General features: G+C 54.2%; 16 protein-coding genes and 1 tRNA gene. 7 read left to right on the top strand and 10 right to left on the bottom strand.

The genetic code is table 11. The annotated features are described in order from the left end of the window. Positions 1-51: 51 nt before the first annotated feature. The 5 genes from WJU22_RS15955 (at position 52) to WJU22_RS15935 (ending at position 5,347) form a co-directional block, all read left to right on the top strand. Complete coding sequence (locus WJU22_RS15955) at positions 52-1,095, top strand: oxidoreductase (protein ID WP_341839174.1); 1,044 nt, start codon at positions 52-54, stop codon at positions 1,093-1,095. Between the two features lie 275 nt (positions 1,096-1,370). Beyond that, on the top strand, positions 1,371-3,764 hold the full coding sequence (locus tag WJU22_RS15950; RefSeq protein ID WP_341839173.1) for a glycoside hydrolase family 31 protein: 2,394 nt from the start codon (positions 1,371-1,373) through the stop codon (positions 3,762-3,764). Positions 3,765-3,855: 91 nt separating this feature from the next. Further along, the gene (locus WJU22_RS15945) at positions 3,856-5,073 is read left to right on the top strand and encodes a sterol desaturase family protein (protein ID WP_341839172.1); all 1,218 of its coding nucleotides are present in this window, start codon (positions 3,856-3,858) and stop codon (positions 5,071-5,073) included. Between the two features lie 7 nt (positions 5,074-5,080). Then, positions 5,081-5,148 (top strand) — tRNA-Gly (locus tag WJU22_RS15940). A 19-nt stretch (positions 5,149-5,167) separates the two neighbouring features. Beyond that, positions 5,168-5,347, top strand: coding sequence for a hypothetical protein (locus WJU22_RS15935; RefSeq protein WP_341839171.1), 180 nt, complete (start codon positions 5,168-5,170; stop codon positions 5,345-5,347). A 173-nt stretch (positions 5,348-5,520) separates the two neighbouring features. Here the strand turns inward: WJU22_RS15935 and WJU22_RS15930 are convergent, their stop codons facing one another. The 4 genes from WJU22_RS15930 to WJU22_RS15915 form a co-directional block, all read right to left on the bottom strand. Further along, positions 5,521-6,315: an anti-sigma factor gene (locus tag WJU22_RS15930; protein ID WP_341839170.1), complete on the bottom strand. Its 795-nt coding sequence runs from the start codon at positions 6,313-6,315 to the stop codon at positions 5,521-5,523. 26 nt (positions 6,316-6,341) lie between these two features. After that, the gene (locus WJU22_RS15925) at positions 6,342-6,887 is read right to left on the bottom strand and encodes an RNA polymerase sigma factor (RefSeq protein ID WP_341839169.1); all 546 of its coding nucleotides are present in this window, start codon (positions 6,885-6,887) and stop codon (positions 6,342-6,344) included. 101 nt (positions 6,888-6,988) lie between these two features. Further along, a complete protein-coding gene (locus WJU22_RS15920) occupies positions 6,989-7,393 on the bottom strand; it encodes a hypothetical protein (RefSeq protein ID WP_341839168.1) in 405 nt (134 codons plus the stop codon). A gap of 102 nt (positions 7,394-7,495) precedes the next feature. Continuing rightward, positions 7,496-7,981 (bottom strand): MepB family protein, encoded by a 486-nt coding sequence (locus WJU22_RS15915; protein ID WP_341839167.1) that lies wholly within the window; start codon positions 7,979-7,981, stop codon positions 7,496-7,498. A gap of 116 nt (positions 7,982-8,097) precedes the next feature. Between WJU22_RS15915 and WJU22_RS15910 the strand changes: the two genes are divergently transcribed. After that, positions 8,098-8,577: a CinA family protein gene (locus WJU22_RS15910; protein ID WP_341839166.1), complete on the top strand. Its 480-nt coding sequence runs from the start codon at positions 8,098-8,100 to the stop codon at positions 8,575-8,577. A gap of 3 nt (positions 8,578-8,580) precedes the next feature. Here WJU22_RS15910 and WJU22_RS15905 read toward each other — a convergent pair whose 3' ends face one another. Beyond that, on the bottom strand, positions 8,581-9,216 hold the full coding sequence (locus WJU22_RS15905) for a hypothetical protein (protein WP_341839165.1): 636 nt from the start codon (positions 9,214-9,216) through the stop codon (positions 8,581-8,583). A gap of 15 nt (positions 9,217-9,231) precedes the next feature. Next, on the bottom strand, positions 9,232-9,636 hold the full coding sequence (locus WJU22_RS15900) for a response regulator (protein WP_341839164.1): 405 nt from the start codon (positions 9,634-9,636) through the stop codon (positions 9,232-9,234). Positions 9,637-9,864: 228 nt separating this feature from the next. Between WJU22_RS15900 and WJU22_RS15895 the strand changes: the two genes are divergently transcribed. Further along, a complete protein-coding gene (locus tag WJU22_RS15895; RefSeq protein WP_341839163.1) occupies positions 9,865-10,524 on the top strand; it encodes a DUF6766 family protein in 660 nt (219 codons plus the stop codon). Positions 10,525-10,601: 77 nt separating this feature from the next. Here WJU22_RS15895 and WJU22_RS15890 read toward each other — a convergent pair whose 3' ends face one another. From WJU22_RS15890 to WJU22_RS15875, 4 genes are all read right to left on the bottom strand, one after another. After that, positions 10,602-12,023, bottom strand: coding sequence for a SusD/RagB family nutrient-binding outer membrane lipoprotein (locus WJU22_RS15890; protein ID WP_341839162.1), 1,422 nt, complete (start codon positions 12,021-12,023; stop codon positions 10,602-10,604). 5 nt (positions 12,024-12,028) lie between these two features. Beyond that, positions 12,029-15,259: a SusC/RagA family TonB-linked outer membrane protein gene (locus WJU22_RS15885; RefSeq protein ID WP_341839161.1), complete on the bottom strand. Its 3,231-nt coding sequence runs from the start codon at positions 15,257-15,259 to the stop codon at positions 12,029-12,031. A gap of 308 nt (positions 15,260-15,567) precedes the next feature. Then, positions 15,568-17,490: an ATP-binding response regulator gene (locus WJU22_RS15880; RefSeq protein ID WP_341839160.1), complete on the bottom strand. Its 1,923-nt coding sequence runs from the start codon at positions 17,488-17,490 to the stop codon at positions 15,568-15,570. A 221-nt stretch (positions 17,491-17,711) separates the two neighbouring features. Beyond that, positions 17,712-18,290, bottom strand: a complete 579-nt coding sequence (locus WJU22_RS15875) for a hypothetical protein (protein WP_341839159.1) — start codon at positions 18,288-18,290, stop codon at positions 17,712-17,714. Between the last annotated feature and the right edge of the window lie 80 nt (positions 18,291-18,370).

Here is an 18,370-nt window from a genome sequence, read left to right as displayed (position 1 = left end):
TGTAACGAATTTGCATTTTTCTTCATTATTATTGCCGAAAACGAAGCGCGTATGAAATTCAGACTGTTGATGGTGATGACCGTGATCGCATGCCGGCCTGCGCTGGCGCAGACGGCCCCCGTCGCCCCCAAACCCGCCCCCAGGCCCGATCCTTCGATCCAGGAGCTAGTGAATGCGCCCATCGGGAGCATCCGGGGGTTGAGCGTGGTGAACGACAGCGTGGTATGGGTTTCCGGCACCCAGGGCAAGGCGGGCCGTACGACAGACGGCGGTAAAACCTGGACCTGGATCACCGTTCCCGGCTGCGATACCGTTGATTTCCGGGACGTGGAAGGTTTTTCCGGGGAAAGGGCGCTGCTCATGGGCATCGCGTCTCCCGGGCGGGTGATGCTCACTGAAGACGGCGGCAAGAACTGGGAACAGGTTTATTACAACAGCGATTCCGCGGTGTTCCTCGATGCCATGGATTTCTGGGGAGATAAGAAAGGCTTCATCGCGGGAGACCCGCTGGGCGGCAGCTTCAAAGGGCTTATTACGCCCGACGGGGGTAAAACCTGGTACAACCTGCCCATGCCCAAAGCGGATTCCGCCGAAGCGATCTTCGCGGCGAGCGGCACTACGTTGCGGGCGTTGCCCGGTGGACAGGTGGCTTTCGCTACCGGAGGGAGCCACAGCCGTTTTTACCGGCTCAAGGGGCGGACCTGGCAGGTTTCCGAATGGGCCGCCACGCAGGGGCAGGCATCCACCGGCATATTTTCATTCGCATTCCTTACTGATAAACAAGGCATTGCAGTGGGCGGCGATTACGTCAAACCGGAAATCGTAAAAGGGAATTGCCTCATCACGGCCGATGGCGGGCTCAACTGGGCGCTGCCCAAAACGCCGCCGCGCGGGTACCGTTCCGCCGTGGAATACGTCGATAAGAACATCGTGATCTGTACCGGGCCCACGGGTACCGACTGGTCGGCCGACGGCGGCCTGACCTGGCAGGCGCTCCCGGGCGAGGGTTTCCACGCCGTGCGGCGGGCCAAAAGCGGGAAAGCGGTGTACCTGGCGGGCTCGAAAGGGCGGATCGCCGTAATAAGGGGAATGTGACCGAATGCAAAGGGCGCCCTGGAAAGGACGCCCGTAACAATACGCTTATTGTATCACAACCGGAACAATAGGTTAAAGCAAAAAGTACATTTACTACAAGTTAAACCTTCTCACTGCAATATTTTCGGACAATCTCGCCAACACAGTTATTTTTTTTGTAAAAGCCGGAAATGCCCCGTTAAATGCAGGGAAAAACTAATTTTTAATTAATTTAGATGGAATACGGCCCCTTGAAAGGCCGTGACATTTATTAGTAAAAGAAACAGATCGGCACGATGCAAGTGGCAACATCTTCGGGTAAATACTCGGTCAAACACTACCCAGACAATATTCAATCCTGGAAAAAGGAAGGCAACTATTTCTACTTCTACACCTCTGCAACCATCCTGGAAATCAGGGTGATATCCGACAAGATCGTCAGGTTCAGGTATGCTGCCGACGGGCAGTTCCAGCGGGATTTCTCCTATGCCCTGAGCGATAAACTGGAAGAATCCCCCGAAAACTTCGATATCCGGGAATGGCAGGAGTCCTTCGAAATATTCACCACCGCCATCCGCGTCTATGTGGCCCGCGAAAACCTCCGGATCACCATCACCGACATCGACGGGCGGATCATCAACCAGGACGAAACGGGCTTCCACTGGCAATATTATCTCCAGAAAGGCGGCAAGATCGTGTATTGCACCAAACTCATCCAGGAAGGCGAGGCTTTCTATGGCCTGGGCGACAAGCCCACCGACCTGAACCTCCGCGGCAAGCGCGTGGAGAATTTCGGGACGGATGCGTACGGATATGCGAAGGATACCGATCCCCTTTACCGGAACATCCCCTTCTATTACGGCCTGCACAACGGCATCGGGTACGGATTGTTCTTCGACAATACCTTCCGCACCCTGTTCGATTTCGGCAGTGAGCGCGAAGATGCGTCCAGTTTCTGGGCGCGCGGCGGGGAAATGAACTATTACTTCATTTACGGCCCCGAACTGCTGAAAGTCGCCGAATCCTACGCCCGCATCACCGGAACGGCCGAATTACCGCCCCTCTGGGCCCTCGGCTACCACCAGTGCCGCTGGAGTTATTTCCCCGACACCCGCGTGCGCGAAATCGCCAAAGAATTCCGCGACCGCGGCATCCCCTGCGACGCGCTCTATCTCGATATCGATTATATGGACGGCTTCCGCTGCTTCACCTGGAGCAAGGAAGGCTTCCCCGACCCGAAAAAACTGCTCAAGGAACTGTCTGACGGCGGGTTCAAGACCGTGGTCATCATCGACCCCGGGATCAAGGTAGACCCGGATTATTCCGTGTACCAGGAGCTCGTGCAGAAAGGGTACGCCTGCAAACGGGCAGACGGCGCGCTCATGGAGGGCGACGTATGGCCCGGTAAATGCGCGTTCCCCGATTTCACCGATCCGAAAGTGCGCGATTGGTGGGCGGGGCTGTTCAAGGATTTGACGGATTTCGGCGTCAGGGGCGTGTGGAACGATATGAACGAACCGGCGGTGTTCGAACTGGGGACTTTCCCCGAAGACGTGCGCCACGATTACGACGGAGAGAATGTGAGCCACCGCAAAGCGCACAATGTGTACGGCCACCTCATGAGCAAGGCTACCGCGGCCGGTTTGAAGAAACACCTCATGCCGAGGCGCCCCTTCGTCATCACCCGTTCCGCCTATTCCGGCACACAACGCTGGAGCAGCGTTTGGACCGGCGACAATATGAGCACCTGGGAACATCTCTGGCTGGCTTCCGTGCAATGCCAGCGCCTGTCCGTTTCCGGGCTGAGCTTCGCCGGCAGCGATATCGGCGGTTTCATCGGCGAGCCCAGCGGCGAGCTGTATACCCGCTGGATCCAGCTGGGCGCGTTCCATCCGCTCATGCGTACCCACTCCGCCAGCAACGATACCGGGTTCGATCAGGAGCCCTGGAGCTTCGGGCCGGAATATGAAGCGGTGATCAAATCGTTCATCCAGCTCCGTTATCGCCTCCTCCCCTACATCTACACCACTTTCTGGCAATATGCAGCGTATGGCACGCCCATGCTGCGCCCCCTCGCTTTCGTAGCGCAAAACGATGCCCATACGCACGATCTGAACCACGAGTTCATGCTGGGCGACAGCATCCTCATCAGCCACGTCAGCGAACCCGGTATGCAGGAAAAACCGGTTTATCTGCCCGAAGGCACCTGGTATTACTATTTCAACGACCAGCGCCATACCGGCGGCCAGACCGTCACCGTTCCCACGCCCATTTCGGAAATGCCCATTTTCGTGAAAAGCGGCGCCGTGGTGCCCCAATACCCCGATATGGAATGGGTGGGCCAGCGAAAAGTGGAAGAAATGATCCTGCAGGTGTATTACGGCGAAGGCATCACCCACAGCATCCTGTACGAAGATGCCGGCGATCATTACGCTTACAAGACGGGGCAATACAACCTCGTGCGCTTCAAACAGGTATCCGAAGAAAAACAGTTCCGGCTGAAAAAGAAATTTGTCGGCAAGTTTGAAGCGGATTACACGCATCACCGCCTCCGCATCCATGGACTGCCCTTCCGGCCCACTACCTGCGTGGTAGACGGCCTGGTGATGGACATTCCGCAGGATGCGCTGCAGGCATCCGTGATCGAGATCCGCCTGGCCCGTAACTTCGAAGAGATCATCCTCAAATAATAGCCAAGCGAAACGGATTTTGCCGTTTCGCTTTTTTACCGTTTATTTGTCTACCGTTCTTATAGACCAACCATACTAACTAGTAGACCTTATGCAACATCTGAACTGGATCGCCCTGTCCATCGTCGGGTTCCTGCTTTTCATCGGGCTGGAATACCTCGTTTCCCGGCGCACGGGACGCAATTATTTCCATTTCGCGGAATCCGTCGCCAACCTGAATACCGGGATCGCGGAGCGGCTGCTGGACGTGTTCGTGACCGGATTGTTCTACTTCTTTTTCGATTTCATTTACCGGAATTTTACGATCTGGGACATCCGGCCGGCCTGGTATACCTGGGCGCTGCTCTTTATCGCTACCGACTTCGTCTGGTATTGGTACCATCGTTTGGCGCATGAAGTGAACATCCTCTGGGCGGCGCATGTGGTGCATCATCAGAGCGAAGATTTCAATTATACGGTTTCTGCGCGGATAACGGTTTTCCAGTCGGCCGCGCGCTCCCTGTTCTGGGCGGTGCTTCCGCTGGCGGGCTTCCCTCCTGCCATGATCACCGCCTTATTGCTCGTGCATGGCTTATATCCGTTTTTCATCCATACGCGCACGATCGGTAAGCTTGGCTGGCTGGAGTACATCCTGGTGACGCCGAGCCACCATCGCGTGCATCACTCGTCCAACACCGCGTATCTCGACAAAAACTACGGAGACGTCCTCATCATCTGGGACAAACTCTTCGGAACGTTCGTGGCAGAAAAAGAAGAAGAGCCCTGCGTCTACGGCCTCACAAAACCGCTGGGGAGCTACAGCTTCCTGTGGCAGCAATTCCATTTCATGCTGGAGCTGGGCACGGCTTTCGTTCGGGCGCAAAGCTGGAAGGAAAGATGGAAAGTGATTTTCGGCAAACCCGACGACATCGATCCCGGCATTCGCGGAGAACTGGAAGAACGATGGCTGCGCAAATCGCATACCCGCGAACAAACGCGCGGACAGCGGGTTTACATCGTCATCCAAACGATCGTGAGCATCGGCGTCCTGTTTATCGTCATGCTCCTGGAAGCCTGGGTGCCGGCAGGCCTGGCGGTATTCGCAGTGCTCTTTGTGCTGCTGAGCCTCGTCAACACCGGTGCTATCCTCGAACAGAAAAAATGGTTCTTCTACCTTGAATATGCCCGCGTGATGCTGGTGGCCATCGCCTGCCTGTTCTATTTCAGGCATTTGTATGTGTATGTGAGCATTTTGTCGGCAGCGGCGCTCATCACCTTCTATTTCTCGCGGATCCGGGAGTCCGTGCAACGCTGGCTGTTTCAACCGTAAAGATTTTGCCGCGTGGCCGAGTGGACAGGCAAAGGCTTCCCGCCTTTTACGGTGGTTCGATTCCATCCGCGGCTTCAAATTTCATGATTTTGCCATGCAGACCGCTGTGGCAGTGATGATGTGCTTCAAATTTCATGATTTTGCCATGCAGACCGCTGTGGCAGTGATGATGTGCTTCAAATTTCATGATTTTGCCATGCAGACCGCTGCGGCAGTGATGATGTGCTTCAAATTTCAGGATTTTGCCATGCAGACGGCTCTTTGGCAGCGATGATGTGCTTCCCGCCTTCTACGATGGTTCGATTCCATCCGCGGCTTCAAGTTTCAGGATTTTGCCATGCAGGCAAATGTGGCAGCGATGATTTGCTTCCCCCTTCTACGGTGGTTCGATTCCATCCGCGACTGCTACATACTGCGTTTAAGGTATGGCAAAAGAATGAACTTACCTTAACCGGCAACATTGCCCATTACATATAACTGGGTCAGATCGGGAGTGGGGCTTCCACCTTCTTTTTCGAGGGTAATTGCGAATGCATCGGCGTGCTCCACTGGTTTGAGCCGGCAAAAGCCCAGACAATTGTCAAGCATTCCCGCATCTACAGGCTTGCCATCGACCAAAGCCCATAACTGGAATTGTTTTCCCTTCGGCGCCGGCGGCAAATGTTGGGTATACACAAAAACATCATGACTATCATCATTCCAGTAAATAGTAACTTCCCCCTCTTTTCCACCCACGCCTTTAAGAAGAATTTTCCTTGTGCCCGGTGCAGCAACGGAACGGACGTGGGAATACACCATGGAAATCGTATCCCGGATGGCGTTGTTGCCCGCAAGCAGTAAATCGTTGCGGTGTATTACCGCCGCATAATCATCCTTCAGCCGGTGATAACGCTGATAAAGCAAAACATTTCCCGCTACACTTACCAGCAATAAAAAAACAGCCGCGGCAGCCACCCTACCCCAACTGAATGCCCCGCGGACAAGCTTCCGATCATGCACCAACGTTCCCGTTCCCGGATAAGGGTGCCCGACACCAGTTACATCCGTGCTTTCAGCAAACCGGCGTTTCAGGTTGTCCCACATGTTAATCTCCAGCGGCTTTGCATGATCGAAACAATACGCCTCCAGATTCGCTTCGCACTTTTGAATTGCTGCTTCGATCTCAGGATACCGGGCACGGTACTTTTCCACTTCCGCCCTTTCCTCTGGCGTAGCAAGACCAAGTACATAACTTTCGATCACCCCACTTTGTATGTATGCCGATACGTTCACGCAAATAAAAATATAGATATCATTTTCCTGAGTTGCCGGATCGCCGCCCGCAACCTCGTTTTAACCGTCCCCATCGGGATATTCGCCAACCGGGCAATCTCTTCATGTGTATAGCCCTGAAAATAAGATAATTCTATCAATGCCCGATGCTCTGCGGTCAGTTTGCCGACCGATTTCTTTAAACCCGTATATTCTATAGGCTCCCCGGCGATCGTATGATGATAATCCTGAACAGGGTCTACCTTCCTTGCATTCCGCCAGGCCGCACTCCGTACCGCATCTATGGCACCGGAACGGGCGATATTATGCATCCACGTAAAGAGCCTCCCCCTGGAGGGATCATATTGCTCCATCAATCGCCAAATCTTCACGAAACTTTCCTGCAAAACATCCTGCGCAGTATGCGTTTCCGGAACGATACTGAAAATCACCCCGTATAATGCGGATGCATAATTGTCGTACAAATACCTGAATGCGGTTTCGTCCCGCTGTTTTAACAACTGAACCAGGTCTTCCTCTGTATATTTTGGTATAAACTTCAAAAGATTATGAATAACTCGAACAGCATAATATACGGGGGAACCGTATATCCGGTTTTAAGTAATTGACGCCCCTTGCTGATGCCCGCAAGGGGCGTACCGGACTATCCGTTCACCCACAGTTTCCAGTTGGTATCGAACTTATACCATTTGCCATCGGCACCCTCCCACTTCCATTCGGGCACTTCCGACCATGCATTGCCATCTGTACTCCAAACCAGTTTGCCCTCATGGACCTTCAACCATTTGCCTTCCTTGTCCATCCATGTACCAGCCTTATCAGCTGCCCATTTCTTGCCATCATGGCTTTGCCAAAGCCCACCTTTGGCATCCAGTTTATACCAATGCATTTTCCCTTCATGCATGCCTGCCCATGTGCCCGTCGCGGATTTGGACCAATCGAAAGCAGCAGTCATGGTTTCTACACAGAAACCGGCCGACGCGAAAACCTTCGGAGAAGCGATACCCAGTACAGCCGCGAGCATGGCCATTTTCATTGTACTTTTCATAGTAGTGACGTATTTGGTGTTGAATACAAAAATTGAAATCGAGATTATTCAATCGACAACACAGATACGGGGGCTTATGAAAAATAGTTTTAGAAGTGTAGTTTAAATTTGGCAGATCCGCCGCAACCTGCCAGCGGGCTCCTTTTCATCCAGATCAACGAAGTAAGCGGATTGCCATTGCTGTGTTTTCATTGCCTGCCGGTTGGGCGCTTCCTCCCAATCGGGATACAGCCGGAAGCCGCGTTTCCCTTCTTTCGCCCCGTCCGTCAGCACACCGTTATCGGCCAGTGCCTGTTTCGGAAACATGAAAAATCCGCTGCGCGATTCACTATGCACGGCGATCATGTAAAAATCGAAGGGATCGGAAAGCGCGAAAGGTTCCGTGTCGCCGGAGGTGCTTCTTTTCCAAAGCGCCACGAAATTGCCCACTTTTTTTGGCGTTAGTTTCGCCTTGCGATATTTGATGCGGACGTTGCCGTTGCAAAGAAGGTCAAGGCCATCATAGTCTTCACTCCCAGCGTCTTTCACCTGGTTGGTAATTTGCAGACTGGCAGGATGGAATGCTTTTTCTTCGATGGATGCGAGCATAGCGGTCATATTGGGTATCGAGGTTAAAAACGAGCCTGTAATGTAAGGATTCATCGCGGAAAAATTCCCCGTTTCGCGGCTGGCATGTTATTTTCGGATATTCCGGCATGATCGGTATGTCTTTACTTACATCCCTCCGCGACGGGCTCATCCGTTCCGGGCAAACGGTAGCCGTAGCCGAAAGCGCCACGGGCGGCGCCCTGCAATCCGCCATCGTAGCGACTCCTGACGCCATGCGTTTTTTCCAGGGCGGAATCACGGCTTACAATCTCGGGCAGAAATCCAGGCATCTTCATATTGAGCCCATCCATGCGCAGGAAGTGAATTGCGTGAGCGAAAGGGTGGCGGCAGAAATGGCCGCCGGCGCATGCAGGTTGTTCCGCAGCGACTGGGGAATTTCCATCACCGGATATGTAACGCCCGTGCCGGAGTCTGGCAATAAAGTGTTTGCGTGGTACGGCATCGCGAAAGGAGAAAATATCGTGGAGTCGCGCCGGCTCGATGCGCTTGATGAAGATCCGGAACACATCCGCCATTGGTATGCCGAAAAATCGCTGGAAGCCTTTCTAGCCTGCCTGAAACGCGCAGGCAAATAAAAATTACTTCCGTATGCCGAGGATCCCGTTCACCAGGCTCTTCCACTGGAAATGCGAAAACCCCAACATAGCGGTGGCCGACACGATGAGGTTGCGCAGCTTCGCGATCAGCCCTTTCACATTCGTATTCGGCACTTCATTTCGGCCAAACACGCAGGCTAACACCGTTCTGCCCTGCAAAACAACCATGAACGTACTGGTGGCGTACCGCTGAAAGAAATGGGACACCCTATGCAGCGGTTTCTCCGGCTGCGGCGCCGGGCGCACCCGCATCGCAACAGATAATGAATCGCTACGGATGTTCCGCTGTTCCGTGATGGCCTCGATCACGACCCAGTCGAACCCGCTCCCGTCAGGATTCCCTGGGCCCGGGAGCCGGATACGGATATAATCGCCCGGGGCGGCTTTGCGCTGAACAGGCCGTCCGGACCCATCGGAGAGGTGGAATGAGGCCAAAGGCTTTTCGCTCGTTTCTTTCCAGTTGTTGACTTCCAGCAACCTGTCCAGCGATTCACGGAAAAGCTGTTCCGCATCTTCTTTCGTAGGCAGCGTAATCATCTGGCAATCGTTGGTCATGTTCCCCAGATGCTGATCGGGGACCTCTTCCTTTCCAACGATGGCCGGGTCGTCCAAAAGCATAGTCTTTTCTTGTTTTTACGAAAAAATGGTGCCGGAAACTTCCGGTACCCGATGCTGCTCTTCCAGCAATGATTTCAGCCAACTGCAAAGCCTGGAAATACTGACATCCTTCACCCAATATCCGGCTGCGCCGAGCAACAGCATTTCGTCGCGGGTACGCGGGTCGGATGATGTGGAATAAATAATGACGGGGATTTCGCGGAGATGCGGATCGGCTTTCAGGGCCATTAAACAGCTGCGCCCATCCATCGGCGCCATGTTCAGGTCAAGAAAAATGTAGTCGGGCTTTTCGCCGGCAACGGCCAGTTTCTTCAGCGCTTCGTGCCCGTCCCTTGCAAACTGGCACAACACCGGTATGTTCAGGTCGCGGAGCGCGTAGAGGAAAATTTCCTGGTCGTCGGTATCATCATCAACAAGCATACAGATACAATTCGATTTCATGCAGAAACAATTGAGATGAAATGATATGGTTCGAAAAACCGAGACGGTAAATAGTGTTGTTCAGGGAAGTTAACGCTTTTTATTTGCGATAACAACTGTGGCATACCACCACAATTTGCGGCAGTAACTTCCCCATTCTTCTTCCAGGCGCCCCCCATCAGCCATGGCACGCTTTTTCATCTCTTAATACCAGAGGAGGTCATAGTTATGAAAAATCATTCCTTTTTCTACCGTAACGGGCTCAGCATCGTGTTCTTGTCATTGCTGTTTATTTGTCTTGCCGCGCAAATGCTCACAGGCTGGCAGGAGTTTAACGCAGAATTGAAAGACCTTCAACTTCCGCCCATCCATCTGTTGCCATATCTGGCCAGTCCGCATTTTTTTGAAGCCACGTTCGAGAATTGGGAAAGTGAGTTTTTGCAGATGGGGATGTACGTGATTTTGACGGTGAAGCTCCGGCAATGGGGCTCGGCCGAGTCCAAAGACCTCGATAAAAAAGAAGAAGTGGACCGCGAGCCTAAACCTTCGAAAGATGCGCCCTGGCCCGTCAACAAAGGAGGATGGTGGTTGCAGCTTTACAAGCATTCCCTTTCGCTGGCGTTCTTCGGCCTTTTCATCGTTTCCTTCTGGCTTCATTTCATGGGAAGCCGCGGGCATTTCAACCTGGAGCAATCCGCCAAAGGCCTTCCCACCGAAACTGCCGCCGCTTATTTATCCAATCCCAAATTCTGGTTTGAATCTTTCCAGAACTGGCAGAGTGAATTCCTTTCGGTAGCGGCGATCGTAGTTTTGTCGATTTGGCTGCGGCAATGGGGCTCGCCGGAATCCAAACCTGTTGACGCGCCGCATTCGGAGACCGGGAAGTAAAAAAAGACCGGAGATGAAAATCCCCGGTCGCTGTCATCCAAAATCTAAATAATGCTTATGATGAAAAGAAATGTCTGTTAGAATTTATCCCACCAGAGCTTGGTCTCCACTTTGTCTCCTCCCATCGCCTGGGCCGCGGCTTCGTAGTTGCGGCGGTTGATGTTGTGTTCGGAAACGGGATACCGGTAGCGCACGGGGAATCCGGATATGGCGTTTTGCGCGGGCTGCAGTTTCGGGAAATCCAGCCGGCGGAAATCCGTCCAGCCATCGGCCCCGCGGTTGAAAAACGCGATCCATTTCTGTACGCCGATGCTCTTTTTCCAGTTGGCGGCATCATACGCCACTTTCGGCTGCGCCAGGTATTGGGTGATCTCGGCATCCGGGATATTCCAGGATTCGAGCGCTCCCCGCACACCGGCCTCATAGTGGTCTGCAGCCGAACCGGATACGTTCCAGCCACGCTGTTTCGCTTCCGCCAGCAGCATTTCCACTTCCGGATAATCCAGCATGATACCTGGCAATTCCGGGTTGTTGAAATCGCGGTGGATGCGGGAGAACTGGCGATAGTCCGGCTTGGTGCCCGGAGGCGCCCCCTTGAAGCCGCCCACCGTAGGCACGGGCCTGAAGAAGCGCGTCATCCGCGGATCGTTGAAAGAAGCCAGCGTATCTACGATGGTTTTGCACGCCACGAAATCGATACGGCCGCTTTGTACCAGTTCCTCGTAAACCGGGTTGGTATACGGCGGTGAAGCGAGGAAATGCAGCGCAAAATTATCGTCTGCGCTGGTAAAAACCCCCAGTTCAACAGCGTCTTCACCAGCCGTCTGTGCCGCAGTACCATCGCTGTCCGCAATGAGGATGGCCATTTTCAGCTTGAGCGAAGCGGCCATTTTCTTCCACGCGGCCACATCGCCGGCGTAGATGAGGTCGGAATCGCCGAAGCTCTCCGCGCTATCGTCCATATCGCCGATCGCTGCTGTCAGCCGGGCCAGCAGGTCTGTATAAATGCCTTTGGCATCGTCGTATTTCGGGAAGGAATTATCATCGTTGATCGCTTCTTTATACGGCACGTTCCCGAAAGTTGTCGTGAGGTAATAATAGGCGGTCACTTCGAGCACTTCCAGCAAGGCCAGCTGGTTCTTGCGCACTTCTTCCGGCACTTCCGACGCTTTCACCCATTTGCGGCAGCTGTGGATGTTCTTGATGACGAAAAAGTAATGGTCGCGCCACCAGGCCCCCGACAGCGCATTCCCTTCCAGCTCGTACTGGCTTTCCTGGTTATAGGTGGTTTGCTGCCAGTATTGGGTGATCACGCGGAACACATTGATGTACACGTTCGGTGAAGCATGTGCGGTAAACAGTTCGCGCTCGGCGCTGGCGAACAACGTTCCGGGAGGCACTACCTCCGGGTTCTTGAGATCGTCGTTCAGGCTCGTCAGGTCTTTGGTGCACGACACCAGCGCGCCGGCGAGCATTATGGTGATGAGTTGTTTTCTCATGTTGATCAGAATTTACATTTCAGGTTGAAGGTGAAAGTGCGCGTGGTCGGGTAAGAACCGCTCTGGTAGCCCTGGAGGTTGCCCGATCCCAGGGTATCTTCCGGATCGGCGTGCGGCAGGTTCTTGTGGATGATCCAGAGATTGCGCCCGATCAGCGACAAGTCCAATCCCTTCACGAACCCGATCCTCGACAGCAACGTTTTGGGCAACGTATAGGTAAACACCGCTTCCCGCAGTTTCACATACGAAGCGTCATACACGAAACCCTTGTTGGGATTGTAGTAGTCGCCATACGTCCCGTACTCGTTTTCCACCCATATTTCGTTTTCCTTGCCGTCTGCCGTCACACCGTCCATGATCACGCCGCCGTTCTTGTCCACGGGTTCGCGCGAGTTCACACCGCGACTGTTAACAAGCGCCGTTTCGGTATATAGCCCCTGGGAGAGCCCGTAATACATATCGAGACTGAACACATCGCCGCCCTTACGCATGTCTACCAGGAAGCTGAGGAAGAAATTCTTGTAGCGGAACTGGTTATTGAGCCCGGCGAGCCATTTCGGGTTGGGATTGCCGATGATGTTGTTGGTGGTCGGCGAAATAAGGTACCGGCCATCGTCATCCACCGTTTTCCTTCCGTTCGTATACACGTAATCGGTACCGCGGATGATGCCAAAAGGTTGTCCTATGGCGGCATTGATCGTCACGTTACCCTGGAAGCTGGCCAGCTGCAGGTTGTCGGCGCCATCGGGCAGCGATACCACGCGGTTTTTGTTGGTAGACCAGTTGGCGGTTACGTTCCAGGAAAAATCGGTCGTGCGCACGGGAGCGCCGGTCAGCGAAACTTCCAGTCCTTTGTTTTCCACGACGCCTGCGTTCATATACCGCGCGAGGAAGCCGGAAGCGGCGGAGGAAGCAACGGGAATGATCTGGTCGATCGTTTTGGTTTTATATGCGGTAAGGTCGAGGCCGATCCGGTTGTCGAAGAAACCGAGCTCCAGGCCGCCTTCCACGCTTTCGGTACGTTCCGGCTTCAGGCCGAGGTTGTTTTTGGTGGAACGGGTGCTGTATTGCACTACCGGCCCCCAGATCTGCTCCTGCGAATAAGTGTCGCGAACGGCGGAGATCGGGGCGTCGGCGCCTACTTGCGCATAGTTGGCCCTGAGCTTGCCGATGCTCAGCCAGGTAGCGGCGGGCAGCAGCTTGCTGAAGGTAAATCCACCGGAAACGGACGGATAATAATAGCTGTTGGCACCCTTGGGCAAGGTGGAAGAAACGTCGCGGCGGAGCGTCAGATCGAGCGACAGCATATCCTTATATGAAAGGGTAGTTCCACCGAAAATGCCCTGCACTTCCCTCCTGCCCAGGTATTCGAGCGGAGAAGCCGGCTGGCTGAGGGTATTGCTGAGCGTATACAGCCTCGGTACCACCAGGCCGCCGTTCGTTTCGGCGAGGATGTTCTCGATCCGTTGCTTACGGATGTTGGAGCCCAGCAGTGCTTTCAGCGTCAATCCATTCCCGATTTCCTTGTCGGCGTTCAGCAACAGGTCGATATTGGTTTCCTTGAACCAACGGTTAGACCGCAAATATTTCGGGACGCCGGTGCTGCCGATGGCGATGCGCTCTTCCCGCAGTTCGTCGTAATAATCCTGCGCTACGCGGGCCATCACGTTCAGCCATTCCGTAGCCTTGTAGTTGACGGAAACGTTGCCGAAAAAGCGGTTGCGGGTATCGTCCTGGTAGTTTTCGTAGATCGTCCAATAGGGATTGTCCCAGTAATACGGCCGCAGATCGTCGTATCCCACGATGTTCCAGGGCCGGTTTTTCCTGTCCACGAAATAAGCGTCTTTCTGCTGCAGGATGTCTACGCTCGTTTGCCACCACTGGCGGAGGCTGGTCATGATGTTTTTACCTTCCGATCCATCGTAACCCGTGCCCCATCTGCCTTTGCCTTTGATGTTGGTGTAGTTGGCGGCGGCGGAGATCGTCAGTTTCGGAATGGGATTGAAGGATGCGCTGATGTTGACGAGGTTCTTCTGGATGCGGCTGTTTTCGATAATGCCTTTTTCATCGTTGCGTGTAAGCCCCAGCTTGAAGGAACTTTTATCGGAAGCACCGTCTACGAATACACTGAAATTCGTGGCCGACCCCTTGCGGAAAAACGCGTCGGGATTATTCTCAGGCGCCGTCCAGGCGCGTTTTTTCAGGTATTTGGGCGTGCCGGGGTACAGCGATTCCCATTGGAACACCATGAGGTTGGGATCAAATTTGTGACCGTAGGATGCATCGTCGCCGATCGGCGCGATGAGGTCCAGTTTGCCATCGCCGTCCAGGTCGTCTTCATAAAAATATCCGGTGGCATCGTCCTTATCCGCCCCATATCCGCCGCCATAGAGCCGTTGATAGGTCGGGAACGTGCTTTTATCGAGCATGCCCAGCGTACCGCCGGCGTTGAAAGTAACGCCCAGGCCGCGGTTTGCTTTTTTGGTCGTAATGAGGATCACGCCGTTGGCGCCCTGCGATCCGTAGAGCGCACTGGCCGCAGCGCCTTTCAGTACCGTGATGGTTTCGATATCGTCTGCGTTGAAGTCGGCCGCCGTGCTGCCGTAATCGTAGCCGCCACTACCGGTACGCTGCCCGGAGTTGGTGGTATTGAGGATGTTGCGGGTGCCGGAAGCGTTGGCATAAGGCACACCGTCTACCACGAACAGCGCCTGGTTATCGCCCGTGATGGAGCGGATGCCGCGGAGCGTGATGTTGGTGGAGCCGCCCATGGCGTTCCCCTGCTGGATGTTCAGCCCGGCGATCTTGCCGGAAAGGCCCTGCACGAAGTTCGGGGTCCTGATCTTGGCGACTTCGTCTCCCTTGATGGTTTGCACGGCATAGGGCATCTGGTTCCGGTTACGGTTCACGCCGAGCGCGGTCACCACTACTTCGGTCAGCTGGCTTTCGTTTTTGGTCAGCCGGATGGAATAGTCGCCGTCCACGGCCGCTGCGGCCACTTCCGCGCGCAGGAAGCCGACCATGGTGAAAACGAGGACCGCATTCTGGGGGGATTTGATGGAAAATTGTCCTTTGGCATCGGTGAAAGTGCCCGAGGTAGTGCCCTTGATCTGAACGGAAGCCCGCTCCAGGGGCATGCCCGTCTCATCCAGCACCACGCCCTTCCTTACCGCATCCTGCGCAAACAGCGCCGGCATGAGCCCGGTAAGGATCAACATGAATAGCAATCGTTTCATAAGCGTCTTTTAGGTTGATAAAATGAAGGTTTAGACACAGCAAGAAACGACCCGCCCGCCGATCTGAAAACCCTTGAGGCAACGAGATGGAGTTATTCAATTCTAATATGACAAAATGGAACGCCGAACGAAATTGCCCGGAATGCAGATAAAATACGCCTGCCCGGCCGCAGGGACCGGGCATTCAAAACAGGCTAAAACCAGCCACTACAGCGGGATACAATAAACGAACCGCACACCGGAAAATCGGTAATGCTACGTAGACCACGCGGTGGGTCCACAGTGGCCGGGTGAAGTGATGGGATCTGTCAGGCGGAACGCGGCGCTTCCATGGGCACGCCGGCGAGCTTGGCCGGCATGGGTTGGGCGGCGAAGCGAAGCAGTTTTTCCAGCACGGCGTGGAGCACCTTGCCGTCTACCGGCTTGCGGATATAACCGTCCATACCCAAATGGATATACGCAGCTTCCTGCTCCTTGAACGCGTCCGACGAAACGGCTACCACGGGGATGTGGCGCAGCTTTTCGTCGGCGCGGAGGGCCAGGAACGTTTCCCGGCCGCTGAGCACGGGCATGTGAAGGTCCATGAGGATGACGTCGGGCATGGTTTTTCTGGCCAGCTCGATGCCGTCTGCCCCGTCGCTGGCGAAAGCTACGCGCGTAACGCCGATGCGGGCGAGGAAGTGTTTCATGATGAGGTGGTCGAATTCGTTATCGTCCATTACCACAACGGTCGTGTCTGCGGGCAGCAAACTGAGTTCCACGGCGGGTTTCGGGAGGCCGGTCACTTCTTCGCTGACGAGCAGCGGCAGGGTGATGACGAAGTTGGTCCCTTCTCCGGGGGTGCTGCTGACCTGGATATTGCCGCCCATGGTTTCGGCTTTGCGCTTGGCGATGGCGAGGCCCAGCCCGCTGCCGCCGAATTCGCGGTACAGTTCGGAGTCGCCCTGTTCGAAGGGTTCGAAGATGGCGTCGAGCTGGCCGGCGGGGATGCCTTTGCCTTCGTCGCAGATCTGGAGGAAGAGGCGGTTCTGCTGATGGAAGCAGCGCACGCGGATATTTTTGCCTGCCGGCGTGAATTTGATGGAGTTGGACAGGATATTGTTGATGATCTGGCCGAGCATGACCTTATCGCTGAGGATCTGTTCGGGGAAGCGGCCGTCTACTTCGAGGTGGATGGTGACGGATTGTTTGCTGGCAACACTTTGGTAAATGCTGACGGTGTGCCGGAGCCATTCTCTGAGTGAAAAGGGTTCTGGTCTTACTTCATCGGTTTTCCCGGCTTCTATTTTTGACAATTCCAGCACGTGATTTACGAGTTCAAGGATATTATGGCCTGCCGCCTGCATGTTCCGCGCCATTTGCCGGGCCTGGACCGGTGCGTCCGGCTCGCCGGAGGAAAGGGTATCGCACAGGAGTTCCGTCATTCCCACGATCAGGTTCAGCGGTGTCCGGATGTCGTGACTCAACTCGCTGATGAACTGCGTTTTGGCATTGTTGGCCTTTATCAGCGCAAAGGTACGTTCGCGGACGAGCTGTTCCAACTCCCGGCTGTATTTTTCCAGCTCTTTTCGCTGCCGCTCCACCTCCCGGCGGCTTTTGGCGAGCGACATATTCCTGTTGCGCAATATCCGCAGCAGGTCCATGATATTATCCTGGTAAAGATGGATGGCCAGATAGTTAAGATAAAGCACAACCGGCATTACCATCCAGCGGTAGATATTCTGTGTCGTTTCGTTTAATGGAAGCGGCGTTATAAGATGAAAGTAGTAAATAAACTCGAGAATAACCAAACAAAGGATGGGCATGGCCGCACAGATGATGCGGGGCCCCTTTTCCTGGGGCTTCCAGATGAGCAGGGCCACGCTCATGAGGAAAACGGCCAGCAGCTGTACTTCCGTCACCCGCCCGAGAATGCTCCCGTAATACAGGATCAGGGAAATGAAGATAGCCTGTATGGCAACGCGCGCCTCCGTATGCCGCCGCCTGCCGTTCAGCCAGATCACCCCGAAAAATGATGGGGCAAACACCAGCAAAGCGGGCAAAAGAATAAGCAGCGAGTGCAGCAGCAGATAAAATGCAATGCCGTAAATGATCACCAGCCACCCGGTGATCGCGCTCACGATGTTGACCACCCTGATCCTGCGGGCCTCTTCCTTACCGATCGACTGTACCACGCCCATCCGGTAAATGGCCTGGACCCTGATTCGTAGCCGGGATAAAATTTGCATCATCACGAACAGATTTTGAAACAAACAAATTGGAAAAATAAAGCGTCGCCGGCGCCAGGTTTTTCATGTCTTGCTTTGCCGGCCGGCTGCTACAGTAGTTCAATCAAATAGATGGATCGTTATCACGGGGCATTCACCACAGTTGCGGTGAATAAATATAAGGATTCCTTTCCGTATAAAAATATACGTTACAACGCGTCTTTCGGATTAGTTTTGGTATGTTTTTATTCTTTTCTGCCACCGCGTTTCGCCGGCTGTGCCTCATGTGGCAAAGGAGTTTGTGTGGCACGCCGTTTTTCCTGCATTACCGACTCGCTGACCTCCCCCTTTTCATAGGTTTCCCGGAGCACGCCGCCGTCTTCGTCATAGAGCTTCCATTCGCCGTGGCGCACGGAATGACCCTTACGTGTTACTTCCACAAGCTTCTCCTCGCCCGTCGTAACATCGATCGTCACAACGGTATCTTTTTGTCCTTCCAGGTCGATGGCCAGCATCCTGCCCGTCGCCATTATTTTTCCATTGGGGTAATAATATTTGCACAGCCCGTCGAGCGCGCCGTTTTTATACGTTTCTTCCGCCACCACATCGCCATCTTCCGTCGTCTTTTTCCAAACGCCTTCCTTCCGGTCGTTCAGGTAAGTGCCCTCCAGAATGTACGCCGGGTCTTCCCGCAGCGCGGGCAACCTTTCCATCCACACACCCTGTTTACGCTTCTTCGCGTCTACCCGGTTTTCCGCGCTTTGCGCGCCGGCGGAGAAATAAAGGCCGCAGCCTAACAGGATCATAATGCCCGTGCGTTTCATACTCATGATTTTTCGATCCCACAAATTAATATTTTTTATCAACCAACAAGTCTTCCGGAAGTAAAAAGGCCGCTCCATTT

It is taken from the genome of Chitinophaga caseinilytica, from assembly GCF_038396765.1.
GTDB lineage: Bacteria > Bacteroidota > Bacteroidia > Chitinophagales > Chitinophagaceae > Chitinophaga > Chitinophaga caseinilytica.
This window is presented reverse-complemented; position numbering and strand designations above follow the sequence as displayed.

Bases quoted from the DNA above. Each gene is read 5' to 3' on its own strand.
- WJU22_RS15905 (WP_341839165.1), bottom strand. From the start codon at position 9,216: ATGCTTTTGGACGACCCGGCCATCGTTGGAAAGGAAGAGGTCCCCGAT.
- WJU22_RS15935 (WP_341839171.1), top strand. From the start codon at position 5,168: ATGCAGACCGCTGTGGCAGTGATGATGTGCTTCAAATTTCATGATTTT.
- WJU22_RS15880 (WP_341839160.1), bottom strand. From the start codon at position 17,490: ATGATGCAAATTTTATCCCGGCTACGAATCAGGGTCCAGGCCATTTAC.
- WJU22_RS15950 (WP_341839173.1), top strand. From the start codon at position 1,371: ATGCAAGTGGCAACATCTTCGGGTAAATACTCGGTCAAACACTACCCA.
- WJU22_RS15875 (WP_341839159.1), bottom strand. From the start codon at position 18,290: ATGAAACGCACGGGCATTATGATCCTGTTAGGCTGCGGCCTTTATTTC.
- WJU22_RS15895 (WP_341839163.1), top strand. From the start codon at position 9,865: ATGAAAAATCATTCCTTTTTCTACCGTAACGGGCTCAGCATCGTGTTC.
- WJU22_RS15955 (WP_341839174.1), top strand. From the start codon at position 52: ATGAAATTCAGACTGTTGATGGTGATGACCGTGATCGCATGCCGGCCT.
- WJU22_RS15945 (WP_341839172.1), top strand. From the start codon at position 3,856: ATGCAACATCTGAACTGGATCGCCCTGTCCATCGTCGGGTTCCTGCTT.
- WJU22_RS15900 (WP_341839164.1), bottom strand. From the start codon at position 9,636: ATGCTTGTTGATGATGATACCGACGACCAGGAAATTTTCCTCTACGCG.
- WJU22_RS15915 (WP_341839167.1), bottom strand. From the start codon at position 7,981: ATGCTCGCATCCATCGAAGAAAAAGCATTCCATCCTGCCAGTCTGCAA.
- WJU22_RS15890 (WP_341839162.1), bottom strand. From the start codon at position 12,023: ATGAGAAAACAACTCATCACCATAATGCTCGCCGGCGCGCTGGTGTCG.
- WJU22_RS15910 (WP_341839166.1), top strand. From the start codon at position 8,098: ATGTCTTTACTTACATCCCTCCGCGACGGGCTCATCCGTTCCGGGCAA.
- WJU22_RS15885 (WP_341839161.1), bottom strand. From the start codon at position 15,259: ATGAAACGATTGCTATTCATGTTGATCCTTACCGGGCTCATGCCGGCG.
- WJU22_RS15920 (WP_341839168.1), bottom strand. From the start codon at position 7,393: ATGAAAAGTACAATGAAAATGGCCATGCTCGCGGCTGTACTGGGTATC.